The organism is Nostoc sp. UHCC 0870 (assembly GCF_022063185.1).
GTDB lineage: Bacteria > Cyanobacteriota > Cyanobacteriia > Cyanobacteriales > Nostocaceae > Trichormus.
In genome coordinates, this window is record NZ_CP091913.1 from 2,183,321 (window position 1) to 2,194,878 (window position 11,558).

Sequence of the window (11,558 nt, forward strand, 5' to 3'; positions counted from 1 at the left end):
AAAATGGGGGACTGGGGACTGGTGACTGGTGATTGGGAAAAAAATATTGTTAATCGTATCGCAGCTAACACTTGAAATCCCTACAACCATAAGAATCTTCTAGAATTAAGAAGAGTGATTAAGTACATATACCACGGAGGATAGAATAGCTCATGGCTGGTGGCGAGTCTCAGACCCCTGTTAGTCTGTCAGACAGAGAACTGCAAATTATCGACTTAGTGGCCGCTGGCTTAACTAACCAAGAAATTGCAGGAAAACTGGAAATTAGCAAACGCACAGTTGACAACCATATCAGCAACATTCTCGACAAAACCCGCACTGAAAACCGAGTGGCTCTTGTTCGCTGGGCTTTACAGTGGGGTAAAGTTTGCTTGAATGATGTCAATTGTTGTCCTCTCCCTCACCAAGACGAATAACCGACTTGCAGACGCTCTCAAGTGTATCTAGCATGGCAATTAATTTCGTCTGGTATGCAGCAAGGCTGATTTTGACAGATCATTAAACATCTCCTCACGCATATTTTGTGAATCTCTAGCGCAGGTCTCACACGGTCAAAATCAAGCCGAACGTAAAATTTGGCTGTTTAGTTATTGTGGGTCGCTATTTTTTCCCGTTGGTACAGTTAGTTACAAAACTGTACCAACGGGTAATTTTGCTATCTTTCAAAAGATATTGAGACAATCATCAACAAAAATTAGTAACAATCATTTGCCTCAGACGCTACATTGGTAGGAAATGTATATTGCTCCATCAGCTTGGGGAGCAGTGTTTTTGTCAATAACTCAGGGCTGAAGCCACTGAGCTTGTAAGAAACAAGTCTTACGTGTTTGACTAGCTCATTGAGACGCAGTTTGGTACGAACTTCCGAATGTTTCCCTAGTTCGGATTATCTTCAAACTATCTTGTTAATAGTGTTGCTTCGGGCAAGACATCTTAACTGCGTTGAGCGAGGGGACTTAAACTTTTACTCTTAGGATTATCTCCATGCAAAGAGTACCCGTAATTTCAAAAAACAATTTACCTTTGATGCCAACAAAAGCAAGTCGTGCTAGACGATGGGTAAAAGAAGGTAAAGCAATCGGTAAATTCAACAAACTAGGAATATTTTATGTTCAATTATTAATAGATTCAACTGACACCAAAACACAAGACATAGTAATTGGGCTTGACCCTGGAAAAATGTTTTCTGGTGTAGCAGTTCAATCTCAAAAATACACATTACAAATGTTGCATTTAGTTCTACCATTCAAATCAGTTAAAAAGCGAATGGAACAACGATCTATGATGCGACGTGGGAGACGTGGTAGAAGGATTAAGCGTAATTTGTCTTTTGTAAATCGCAATCATCGTCAAGCTAGGTTTGATAATAGACGAGGTTCTAAATTAGCACCAAGTATTCAAGCTAATAAAGACTTAGAATACCGAGTAATCACATTACTATGTGAAATCTACCCAGTAAATAAGATTATTATTGAAGAGTTAGAAGCGCGTGGGAACAAGAGTTTCAGCCCAGTAATGGTAGGTCAGCGTTATCAAATTGATCGTTTATCTAAAATTGCTAAAGTAACCTTAAAAAAAGGATGGGAAACATCTAACCTTCGTAAATATTTGGGGTTATATAAAGAAAAATATGATAAATCTTTGCAAATTCCAGAGACTCACGCAGTTGATGCAGTGACATTAGCCTGTTCCGATTTTGTTCAATACAAATCATGGGAAGGAAATAAAAGTCATGGTGCATCATGGGAAGGGAATGTAATTATTACTAATTCACAATTTACAATTGTACGCCGCCCTCCAATTAGTCGTAGACAACTACATTTAATGACCTTTTCTAAGGGTGGTAACAGACGTAAATATGGGGGAACAGTAACAAAACACGGATTGAGAAAAGGAGACTATGTGAAAGCTACGCAAGGGAATAAAACATATTTTGGTTGGGTTAGTGGCGATACAGAAAAGCAAGTATCAGTATCTGATCAAGATTGGAAAAGATTAGGTCAATTTAGCAAAAATAAAGTGTCACTAATTAAACGGTCAACTGGTTTAATTACCACTGTGGTTAAAACCACCCGTGTCGCTTCCCTCTCAGCACGCTTCGTGACTGAGTTTCCCGCATACCGTGAGGTCTTATGAATACTTCTGCTGCTTTTATTGGTAACTCATCTCCCTTTGATTTTTTGAGTTTTGACTTTACAACACCTCAAGCAACACAAGACGCTGACTTACTCAAGCAGCTATCTTTTATCCCTGGGTTGAAAGAGATTTTAATGTTGCGCCAAGTTCACGCCTTGGAACACGCCACGGTTTGGGTGTTAAGTGAAGTGAAAAACGCTCAGTCCCCTACAGCAAGACCAAGCAAAATTCAAATTGATGACGAATTATTAGGTGGTTTGTCTACAGACCAAGGATTTTATCTTTATGGAGAAGTAAATATCAGTGATTTGCGGCGAGCTGTTACCCTAGCTCTCCACCGCCTCACGCATGGCGAATGGGATTTGGCTGTACATCCCCGTTGCGGTACGAATTTATCAGTGGCTATGCTATTGACAGCTAGCCTCAGTATAGGTGTGACTTTAATGTTACCATTCCGACCTGTTGAGCAATTGATCGGTTTAGGATTAGCAGCCACTACAGCCTCCGAACTCGCACCCGATGTAGGTTCAATAGCACAGCGATATCTGACAACTGCGATTCCCTTTAACCTAACAGTTGAACATATTACTATCTCTCGTGATGTTTGGGGTCGTCAGGGGCATTTTGTCAAAGTAAACTGGCAAGAAAATAATTCGTAATTCGTAATTCGTAATTCGTAATTCGTAATGGGCTGCGCCCCGCTACGCTAACGTAATGGGCTAACGCCCCGCTCCGCTAACGTAATTCGTAATGACGTTCGTTCGCCCTTCTCTACGAGACGCTGCGCGAAGGCGTGCTGTAGGTAAAACTCGCTAACGTAATTCATAATTGGTAATGCGAAAACTGTATTTTTTAGTTCCTGGAACTGGCGGCAAATTTGCTTGTGGTGGTTTGTGGGCGGAGTTGAAAGCGTTTAAACTCGCTCAACAGGTTTGTAGTGCTGAGGTGGTGACTTATCGGCAACGGGAAACAGGTAAGCTGTTTTTAGATGACCTGCTGCAAAAGCCAAATTTAGATGATGTAATCTTTGTGATTAGTTGGGGATTTGATATAGCTAAGTTGGCTAAAAAACTCCAACCATATAATGTTGTTTATCATGCTCATAGTGCAGGTTACAAATTTAGTTTACCTGCAAGCATTCCCATTATTACTGTCAGCCGTAATACGATGGGATATTGGGGACAAAAAGCACCCAATTCTCTAGTTTATTATTTGCCTAATGAAATTAGTTATGACTTTAAAAATTTACATTTAGAACGAGATATTGATGTTTTAGTTCAGGCGCGAAAATCTTCTGAGTATTTACTAAATCAACTAATTCCCGCTTTAAAACAAAAATGTAGAGTCCAGGTAGTTAATTCTTATGTGGAAGATTTACCAGGATTATTTAATCGGGTTAAAGTTTATCTTTATGACTCGGCGGAATATTGGGCGCAACAGAATGTAAGTGAAGGTTTCGGTCTGCAACCAATGGAAGCTATGGCTTGTGGTTGTCAGGTTTTTTCTAGCATCAACGGCGGACTTTCAGATTATTTAGACCCTGGATTTAATTGCTATAAAATTGCTGGATATTCCCAAGAGTATGACGTTCAAAGGGTTATGAAGGTAATAGACTCTACTATCTCACCTAATTTATCTGAAGATTTCTTTGCTGAATATCGACCTGAAAATATTATTCAGCGTCTGCGAGTAATTATTGCAGAATTAAACGAGTTTTTTGACCATAAAAAGCATCACTCTAGCAATATTCCCAGTTTAACTAGAGGGCGTTTACTCAACCTATTTATACAGAGAGTCAATAAAAAATTTCGCAAAAAATATTTTCAGGGTTTGTAATTTCATCATGATGAATAACTGGTTTAATACAGCTAGACTGGGGATGTTTGTTCATTGGGGACACAGTTCTCAACAAGAATGTGAGTTATCTTGGCCGTTAGTTGGGGGTGTATTCAGTCTCCCTTTTTGCCAAGATATTCCTGTTGCGAAATACCACAGCACAGCTAATACTTTCAATCCACAACAATACAATCCTCAAGAATGGGCATATTTAGCAAAAAGTCTAGGTATGAAATATGCCATATTAACAGCCAAGCATCATGATGGTTTTGCCCTATTCCATACCCAAGAATCAGACTTTTCAATTGCATCTACACCTTACAAAAAAGACATTGTACGTGAATTTATCGATGCTATGCACTCTGAAGGATTGCGTATAGGTCTTTATTTTTCACTCAGTGATTGGCATCATCCTGACTATCCTGCTTTTACAGAGGCTGATAAACCTTATCGATTTGACAAATTACCTCAACCTACACCGCAACAGTGGGAGCGATATCTTCAGTTTTTGTGCAATCAAATCCGAGAATTATTGAGCAACTACGGTCAAATTGACATCATTTGGTTTGATGGGAGTTGGGAACGGACTTTAGAACAATGGCAAGTGCAAGAATTAGCAAAAATGATTCGTGATTTACAACCTAATATTCTCATCAACGATCGCCTGCCAAATTGTGGAGACTTTGCAACCCCTGAACAGTTTATTCCCCCTCACCCACCTACTCATCTTTGGGAAACCTGTCTAACTATCAATGAAAGTTGGGGATATAACTCCGATGACCATTGCTTCAAGTCCTCCCGTCAGCTAATTCATACGCTTTGTGAAGTTGCAGGTAAAGGTGGTAATCTTCTGCTCAATGTTAGTCCAATGGGTAACGGACAAATCCCCCCTGAGCAGTTGGAGCGTCTCAAAGATATAGCTGATTGGATGTCCAAGCACTCTGAAAGTATACTTGATACCATGCCAGGATTAGAACCCTGGCAATTTTATGGCCCCTCAACTCGTAAAGACCATCGCATTTATCTACACTTATTAATGAAACCTTACGAGACAATATCAGTTAGAGGTATACCAATCAAACAAGTCAAATCAGTGTCTGTTCTGGCTGACGGTACACCACTGACCTTTACAACTCGCTGTGCAATTATGGATTCTCTTCTCAATCCCAATCCGTTAGGAGAATTGACAATAGATGTACCTGAATCGGTAATTAATCCCTACGTCACAGTAATTTGTATTGATATTGAGTAATTAATATTACCAGTTGGCGACAGCTTCGGCGATCGCTTCCTTAGCAGCAACTAGAGACTTTTCACGCGCATCATCACCTGTATTCAGGTTCTCGGCGTGGATAAAAGTCACATCTATCAGACCGATAAAACCTAAAATAGCGCGCAGATAAGGTTCTTGATAATCGTAAGCAGCAAAGGGAGTTCCCGGTGAAAAAGCACCCCCACGAGAGGTAATAATTAATACTTTTCTGCTGCTATCTACTAGACCTTTGTAGCCGTTCGCATCCACAGCAAAGGTACGACCGACGCGCACAATTTGGTCAATGTACGCCTTGAAAGTCGAGGGTATATTCAAGTTATACATCGGTACACCAAAAATATAGCGATCGGCGGCGAGAAACTCATCAATTAGACTATCCGATAACTTAATCGCTTCATTTAATTCTGGTGTACGTGCATCTGGGGGTGTAAAAGCAGCAGCAATCCAAGATTCGTCTACATGGGGAACAGGACTATGGCCTAAATCCCGGTAAGTTAAGATGTCCCCAGGGTGAGTATCTTTCCAAGAAGTAATAAATTCATAAGATAGCGATCGCGAAATTGAACGTTCACCACGAGGACTAGTATCAATGTGGAGGATATTTGCCATAAAAAAATTTCTCCAAGTCTTAGGCACACAACAAAATTTATGGTCAAGTTAAAAACACTTGCCCAATAGACTTTAAACTATATAAAGTTAAGATGAAAGTACGCACTTAAAAGTAAGGTACTTACTAAAAAGTAACTATGAAAGCTGAAGCAGAAAATTACGAAAGGCTGACTTGTGAAGTGGAAACTACTTTAAAGGTAATTGGCGGACGCTGGAAGGTTTTAATCATTAGAGAACTGCTATCAGAAATTAAAAGATTTGGTGAATTGCAGCGTTCTCTACCTGGAATTACACAAAAGATGCTCACTCAACAACTTCGAGAATTAGAAGAAGATGGGATCATACATCGAGAAGTATATGCACAAATCCCCCCAAAGGTAGAATATTCTTTAACACCTCTGGGAAAAAGTTTACAACCAATTCTTTATGCAATGCACGAATGGGCTGTGAAGCATTTTTATCAAAAATAGGGGACTGGGGACTGGAAATAATGAATAGTTAATAGCTTCTTCGAGTTTTAATGAGTTTTTTCAAAAATAAAATAGAAGTCCTTTGTTTAAATTAAAGCTAAGTAAAGGTTAACAAAATTTAGGGGTTTAAATCCCCATTACAACAAGTAATTGCGTTAGCGGAGCGGGACGTTAGTCCATTGCGTTAGCGTTCGCGGTAGCGTCTCGTAGAGAAGCGGGGCGTTAGCCCATTGCGAATTGCGAATTGATTCTATTGGGTTTGTAAATATTCAATTGCTGCTTCTAACTTAGAAGAATAACTCTCAGCAAATCTTTCAAACCAAAGCCCTTCAGGAGAGAATGGATCTAATTTTGTTAGCCAATCTTGGGCTTGCTTTTTCAACCCTTCTCGTTGTTTAGCTTTGATTTGTTCTTGTCGAATCTTTTCTTGTTCTATTTCTTGCTGCTTTCTCAATTCCTCGGCTTGATCTTGGGCTTCAACGTCAGCCTGAACTTCTGCTAAGAGATTGTCGATAAAAGATGCTGATTTGTTTACAGGTGGGCTGAATGGTTTACCTACATTGGGTTTTGGCTGTGGCTGTTGTGGTTGTTCACTATTGTATTCAGCTTTAATTTGTGCTAACAGCTTGTCAATAGAATCCATAATTACACTTTAAAATTCAAAACTCAAAAAAGATAAAAAGTCAGGTTTTCACTGACTTTAGATACTTCTAAATGTTGTAGCTTACTTCCCTTTTTTACCTGACTGTGCTAGTCAGTAATAGCATTAAGTAGGACTTCTGAAAGACTCATATCCTCCATATCATCCATTGTGATGGTGTCGCAGATATCGAATTTCGCCCCAGCACTTTGCAATTCATCATCCAAAACCTTGAGAAAGCGGGTAGCTTGAGCATCTTTACCAACTTGGATGAAAGAAATAGCTAGTTCTTCATCTCTATCTAGACGGCGAGAAGCTTCAATAATTACCTTCATTACCGCTTTGCGATCGTCTGGTTCACCATCGGTAACAACCAAGATTGTTTCACCATTGGGTTTGGTTTTACCAGAGGCTTTGCGTTGAAAATAATCATCAGTGGCGTGTTTTAGTACAGCCGCTAAATCAGTAGTTCCAGAAGGATCATTTTCTAGAAAAATTTGGGCTACCTTAGCAGCAGTAACATTTTCATATCGCTTAAATCTACCAGAGAATACATATAAAGTAATGCCATCTGGATCAAATTGTTCGCACTTACTTGCTAAGGCTAAAGTTGATTCTTGGGCAGTTACCCATCTGTTTCTACCACCTTTTTGGTCTGGGGTAGCCATGCTGCCACTTTTGTCAATAATTAGAGTGTAATCACGATTTTCTAGCATGAATAAATTCTCCCAATACAACCTATAAACTATAGAATAATTAGTCAGTTATCGCTTTAATCAATACATCTGATAAACTGCTTGTTTCCAATTCATCCATTGTGATGGTGTCACAGATATCAAACTTAGCACCAACACTTTGCAGATGGTCATCTAAAGCTGTGAGAAACTTAGTCGCTAGGGAACTTGAACCTACTTGAATCAGCGAAATTCTCAATTCATCCGCACGTTCTACGCGATGAGTCGCCTTAATGATAACTTCAAATACAGCTTGGCGGTCATCTGTTGAAGCATCTGTAATTACTAAAATTACTTCTCCTCTGGGCTTGGTTTTGCCTAGAGATTTGCGCTGAAAGTAATTATTGATGGCATCCTGGAGTACACCAGCAAGGTTTGTGCTTTCATCAGGAGAATGTTCTGCAAGTAGCTGTTTAACTTTTGCAGAAGTTACATGATCATAGCGGTGAAAACTTTTAGAAAATAAATAGACAGTCAGTCCATCAGAATCAAACTCTTCGCATTTTTGAGCTAAAGCCAAGGTAGATGCCTGTATAGTTTGCCATCTCGTGTTTTCGCTATGATCATCTAGCCAGGCCATACTGCCACTATGGTCGATAATTAGCGTGTAATCGCGGTTTTCTAACATGATGTAATTTCACTATTGGCTAGTCAGTGATTGCATTCATTAATACATCTGCCAGACTCATGTCTTCTAAGTCGTCTAGGGTGACAGTATCGCAAATATCGAATTTAGCACCGACACTTTGTAGCTGGTCGTCTAAAGCCTTGAGAAACTTAGTAGCTTGGGCATCTGAGCCTACTTGAATCATGGAAATACCCAATTCTTCGTCACGCTCCATCTGGCGTGTAGCATTGATGATAACTTCAAAAACTGCTTTGCGATCGTCTGGTTCGCCGTCAGTAATCACTAAAATTGTCTCCCCATTGGGTTTAGCTTGGCCAGCAGCTTTGCGTTGAAAGTAATTATTGAGTGCATCCTGGAGGACACCGGCTAAGTTAGTTGTCCCGGATGGGTCATTTTCTAAAAATATCTGGGCGACTTTAGCTGTAGTTACATTTTCATAACGTTTAAATCTGCCAGAAAAAACATAAACAGTAATACCATCTGGGTCAAACTGTTCGCACTTTCTAGCTAAGGCTATGGTTGACTCTTGGGCTATTTCCCATCGGCTTCTACCACCTACTTGGTCAGGGGTAGACATACTACCGCTTTTGTCGATGATTAGTGTGTAGTCGCGATCGCTCATCATAATATTCCTGCAATTATTACCCTGCCGTTCTAGTCTAGTCTACGTGTCTCTCCCACTGACAAGCTTTTTAAGCTTTCGTATTAATTTTTCTACTCATTTTCTGCTCAAAATGCACATCTGACCGCTTGAGTAGTGCGATTGCACTACTCAAACTCTCACCTTTAAGGGTAAAAATCCGGTGGTCACATTGGTAGAAACATTTTATTCCACAGGAGTTAAACTTACTACCTCCGCTATGGCAGAAATTGAAACACAGATTCACCGCCTCCCCAATCTCAGAAAATGGTTTGTAGAAATTTTTGCTAAACCCGCATAGATAGCTATTGGATCATTTTTTTGTGGAGTTCTCTAATCCCAATTATGCGGAATACGCTCTAAAATACCAGAATCAAATACTTTATCTAACTCTAAATAATCTAGGTGAACATAACCTATATGACAATGGCAGGTTTCATTAATGCAAGTACGTTCAAATAGTGAATCTTCCCAGTTATAATCATAAATATTACCAATGGGTGATTTGATAAAGTGGCAGCGTCTAATTGTCCCCTCACCATCAACAGAAATCAATGATTCACCAGCACGGCAAGTTTTACCTAAACTGGGATAATGTTGAGTATTTAGTTCATAGAATGGGTCGATAGATTGAAAAAAATATCTATCTTCCTGTGATAAATTTGGTAGCTCTTTTTTAACTGCATTAATCCATAAGTAAATGTGATTTGGTAAGTTTTGACGTAAATAGGTAATTTGTGCTTTGAATTCAGGAAAACCGACAACTCCAGCACTAAAATTAATGCCACGCTGGTTTAATTCTAGACATTGGGAGAGGAATTTATTACACGTCACCCAATCTGAATGAAATGTTGCCCATAAGGCAAGTTTTTCTTGATTACAATCTTCTACCCAATCTAATTTACAAGAAAGATTTGTTTGGATTGCGGCTTTATTTACATGAGGCATTTGGGTTAGTTTAACTAATGCCTGTTGATACCAATTATGAATTAAGGCTTCTCCCCAAGGGGTAAATAATATAGAAAATTCATGGTGTGAATTTTGAGCAATCCAATTAACAAATTTTTCTATTTCTTGTTTATCAGTTGCTAATTCTGCGGCTGATTGTTGCTTTTTGGCGAAAGGGCAATATTCACAACCGTAGTTGCAACTGATTAATGAACCGCGATAGAGAATTTTAAGGTGCATGGCTGAATTGGGTTGGGGTATGAGAATTTATGCACGCAGAGGCGCAGAGACGCGGAGAGGAGTAAGAGTTTATTTGAGGTTGTAGGTTTGCATTAGTTGGTTGACTTGTTCTGAGAATAGCCAAGCACCTATGGTGTCTGAATGTTCAATTCCTTTTTCGGTTAAATGTAATATTTGTTTTGGTTGTGTGGCTAATTGCAAATCTATGAGTTGTGTTAATTCGGGGAAATCAGTATAGATATTGCTTTGGAATCTTTGCTGATAGGCGGTGAGATTTATACCTTCATTAGATAAGAGAGATAATAAAATGTAGCGGCGATGCTGTTCTTCAATATTTAATTGAAAGCCATAGGTGGCGTAGTCGAAGGTTTCATCGGGTGTTTGTATATAGGCTTGCAAAATATCGCGGACTTCTTTTGAACCTACCGCATATTCATTGGAATAATGCAAGGTGTCTGTGTAGGAACGTGCGCCGCAACCTATTCCTACCATACCGTCGGCTTGACAGCAGTAGACGGGAGAGGCGGGAGATAGGGGAGAAATGCGTTGGAACATTCGCATGGAAATTTGGGTGTATCCTTCTGAGATGAGGAGCGATCGCCCTTCGCGGTAAGATGATATACGGATATCGTCCCATTCTTTGTCTGAGCGTCCTAAACCGGTGAGGGGTCGGATGTATAAGGGATATAGATAAATCTCTTCTGGTTGGAAGCGTAAGGCAGACCGTATTGATTGTAACCATGTATCTACGGTTTGTCCGGGTAGTCCGTAAATTAGGTCAATGTTAATTGTGGAAAAGCCGGCTTCGCGCATTCTTGTCAGTGCGGCTTCTACTTGGGGGGTGGTTTGGCGGCGTTGGGTGGCTAGAACTTCTGATTCAATGAAACTTTGTACGCCAATACTAGCTCGATCAACGCCGCGATCGCGCAATAGTTGTAATTTATTTTTATCGGCTGTCTCTGGTGACATCTCGACGGAAACGGGGATGTGCTGTAAGTTAGCACCCATTGTTTCTTCGGCTATGTTGAGTATTGTTTCTAGGTGGTGTATGGGTAACTGGGTTGGTGTTCCGCCACCTAATGCAAATCTGCTAAAGGATGCTTTTCCTAGTGTGGCTTTGACTCTTTGTGCTTGTCTTTGAATGGTGTGGATGTATTGGGTAACGAAGTCTTCGTTATGGGTGACTGTGGTGAATAGGTTACAAAATCCGCAGCGCATTTCACAAAATGGGATGTGAATGTAGAGGAATAGTGATTGTTTATTTTGTTTTGTCCATATTTGACTGAGGTTGATGGTTGGGTTTAGGGGTCGATAGGCTGTTTTGTGGGGGTAGGAGTAGACGTAGGCTTGATAGGGGGATTGTTTTAGGAGTTGGTTGAGCATTTTTTGGGATGGTTGGCTTGG

The 11,558-nt window shown here is 40.0% G+C and carries 13 protein-coding genes and 1 pseudogene; 7 read left to right on the plus strand and 7 right to left on the minus strand.

Annotated features, from left to right (window positions below):
- Positions 1–152 precede the first annotated feature (152 nt).
- From L6494_RS09435 to L6494_RS09455, 5 genes are all read left to right on the plus strand, one after another.
- Positions 153–416, plus strand: coding sequence for a helix-turn-helix domain-containing protein (locus L6494_RS09435; protein WP_237994136.1), 264 nt, complete (start codon positions 153–155; stop codon positions 414–416).
- A 568-nt stretch (positions 417–984) separates the two neighbouring features.
- Entirely contained in the window at positions 985–2,136 is a 1,152-nt protein-coding gene (locus tag L6494_RS09440) for an RRXRR domain-containing protein (RefSeq protein ID WP_237994138.1), read from the plus strand.
- Positions 2,133–2,795 carry a DUF6391 domain-containing protein gene (locus L6494_RS09445; RefSeq protein WP_237994140.1) on the plus strand — a complete coding sequence of 221 codons (663 nt, stop codon included), beginning with the start codon at positions 2,133–2,135 and terminating at the stop codon, positions 2,793–2,795. The genes L6494_RS09440 and L6494_RS09445 overlap by 4 nt, the downstream gene beginning before the upstream one ends.
- 175 nt (positions 2,796–2,970) lie before the next feature.
- Positions 2,971–3,972, plus strand: a complete 1,002-nt coding sequence (locus L6494_RS09450) for a glycosyltransferase (protein WP_237994142.1) — start codon at positions 2,971–2,973, stop codon at positions 3,970–3,972.
- A 7-nt stretch (positions 3,973–3,979) separates the two neighbouring features.
- On the plus strand, positions 3,980–5,224 hold the full coding sequence (locus tag L6494_RS09455) for an alpha-L-fucosidase (protein ID WP_237994143.1): 1,245 nt from the start codon (positions 3,980–3,982) through the stop codon (positions 5,222–5,224).
- 6 nt (positions 5,225–5,230) lie between these two features.
- Here L6494_RS09455 and L6494_RS09460 read toward each other — a convergent pair whose 3' ends face one another.
- Positions 5,231–5,854 carry an FMN-dependent NADH-azoreductase gene (locus L6494_RS09460; protein WP_237994145.1) on the minus strand — a complete coding sequence of 208 codons (624 nt, stop codon included), beginning with the start codon at positions 5,852–5,854 and terminating at the stop codon, positions 5,231–5,233.
- 137 nt (positions 5,855–5,991) lie between these two features.
- On the opposite strand from L6494_RS09460, the gene L6494_RS09465 reads away from it, so the two are divergent.
- Positions 5,992–6,324 (plus strand): winged helix-turn-helix transcriptional regulator, encoded by a 333-nt coding sequence (locus tag L6494_RS09465; RefSeq protein ID WP_237994146.1) that lies wholly within the window; start codon positions 5,992–5,994, stop codon positions 6,322–6,324.
- A 250-nt stretch (positions 6,325–6,574) separates the two neighbouring features.
- On the opposite strand, the gene L6494_RS09470 is transcribed toward L6494_RS09465, so the two are convergent.
- The 4 genes from L6494_RS09470 to L6494_RS09485 all read right to left on the minus strand — a co-directional run bounded on the left by L6494_RS09470 (position 6,575) and on the right by L6494_RS09485 (position 8,951).
- Complete coding sequence (locus L6494_RS09470; RefSeq protein ID WP_237994147.1) at positions 6,575–6,967, minus strand: salt stress protein, Slr1339 family; 393 nt, start codon at positions 6,965–6,967, stop codon at positions 6,575–6,577.
- Between the two features lie 107 nt (positions 6,968–7,074).
- Positions 7,075–7,680: a vWA domain-containing protein gene (locus L6494_RS09475; protein ID WP_237994151.1), complete on the minus strand. Its 606-nt coding sequence runs from the start codon at positions 7,678–7,680 to the stop codon at positions 7,075–7,077.
- A 40-nt stretch (positions 7,681–7,720) separates the two neighbouring features.
- On the minus strand, positions 7,721–8,326 hold the full coding sequence (locus L6494_RS09480; protein WP_237994153.1) for a vWA domain-containing protein: 606 nt from the start codon (positions 8,324–8,326) through the stop codon (positions 7,721–7,723).
- 19 nt (positions 8,327–8,345) lie between these two features.
- Entirely contained in the window at positions 8,346–8,951 is a 606-nt protein-coding gene (locus L6494_RS09485) for a vWA domain-containing protein (protein ID WP_237994155.1), read from the minus strand.
- A 148-nt stretch (positions 8,952–9,099) separates the two neighbouring features.
- Here L6494_RS09485 and L6494_RS09490 point away from each other — a divergent pair.
- Positions 9,100–9,267, plus strand: a pseudogene (locus tag L6494_RS09490) (ISAzo13-like element transposase-related protein); the annotation flags it as partial.
- A 32-nt stretch (positions 9,268–9,299) separates the two neighbouring features.
- Here the strand turns inward: L6494_RS09490 and L6494_RS09495 are convergent.
- Together L6494_RS09495 and L6494_RS09500 are read right to left on the minus strand one after the other, a co-directional pair.
- On the minus strand, positions 9,300–10,154 hold the full coding sequence (locus tag L6494_RS09495; RefSeq protein ID WP_237994159.1) for an STM4011 family radical SAM protein: 855 nt from the start codon (positions 10,152–10,154) through the stop codon (positions 9,300–9,302).
- A gap of 69 nt (positions 10,155–10,223) precedes the next feature.
- Positions 10,224–11,537: an STM4012 family radical SAM protein gene (locus tag L6494_RS09500; protein WP_237994161.1), complete on the minus strand. Its 1,314-nt coding sequence runs from the start codon at positions 11,535–11,537 to the stop codon at positions 10,224–10,226.
- Positions 11,538–11,558 lie beyond the last annotated feature (21 nt).

Bases quoted from the DNA above. Each gene is read 5' to 3' on its own strand.
- L6494_RS09475 (WP_237994151.1), bottom strand. From the start codon at position 7,680: ATGCTAGAAAATCGTGATTACACTCTAATTATTGACAAAAGTGGCAGC.
- L6494_RS09455 (WP_237994143.1), top strand. From the start codon at position 3,980: ATGATGAATAACTGGTTTAATACAGCTAGACTGGGGATGTTTGTTCAT.
- L6494_RS09495 (WP_237994159.1), bottom strand. From the start codon at position 10,154: ATGCACCTTAAAATTCTCTATCGCGGTTCATTAATCAGTTGCAACTAC.
- L6494_RS09450 (WP_237994142.1), top strand. From the start codon at position 2,971: ATGCGAAAACTGTATTTTTTAGTTCCTGGAACTGGCGGCAAATTTGCT.
- L6494_RS09460 (WP_237994145.1), bottom strand. From the start codon at position 5,854: ATGGCAAATATCCTCCACATTGATACTAGTCCTCGTGGTGAACGTTCA.
- L6494_RS09435 (WP_237994136.1), top strand. From the start codon at position 153: ATGGCTGGTGGCGAGTCTCAGACCCCTGTTAGTCTGTCAGACAGAGAA.
- L6494_RS09485 (WP_237994155.1), bottom strand. From the start codon at position 8,951: ATGATGAGCGATCGCGACTACACACTAATCATCGACAAAAGCGGTAGT.
- L6494_RS09445 (WP_237994140.1), top strand. From the start codon at position 2,133: ATGAATACTTCTGCTGCTTTTATTGGTAACTCATCTCCCTTTGATTTT.
- L6494_RS09500 (WP_237994161.1), bottom strand. From the start codon at position 11,537: ATGCTCAACCAACTCCTAAAACAATCCCCCTATCAAGCCTACGTCTAC.
- L6494_RS09470 (WP_237994147.1), bottom strand. From the start codon at position 6,967: ATGGATTCTATTGACAAGCTGTTAGCACAAATTAAAGCTGAATACAAT.
- L6494_RS09465 (WP_237994146.1), top strand. From the start codon at position 5,992: ATGAAAGCTGAAGCAGAAAATTACGAAAGGCTGACTTGTGAAGTGGAA.
- L6494_RS09480 (WP_237994153.1), bottom strand. From the start codon at position 8,326: ATGTTAGAAAACCGCGATTACACGCTAATTATCGACCATAGTGGCAGT.
- L6494_RS09440 (WP_237994138.1), top strand. From the start codon at position 985: ATGCAAAGAGTACCCGTAATTTCAAAAAACAATTTACCTTTGATGCCA.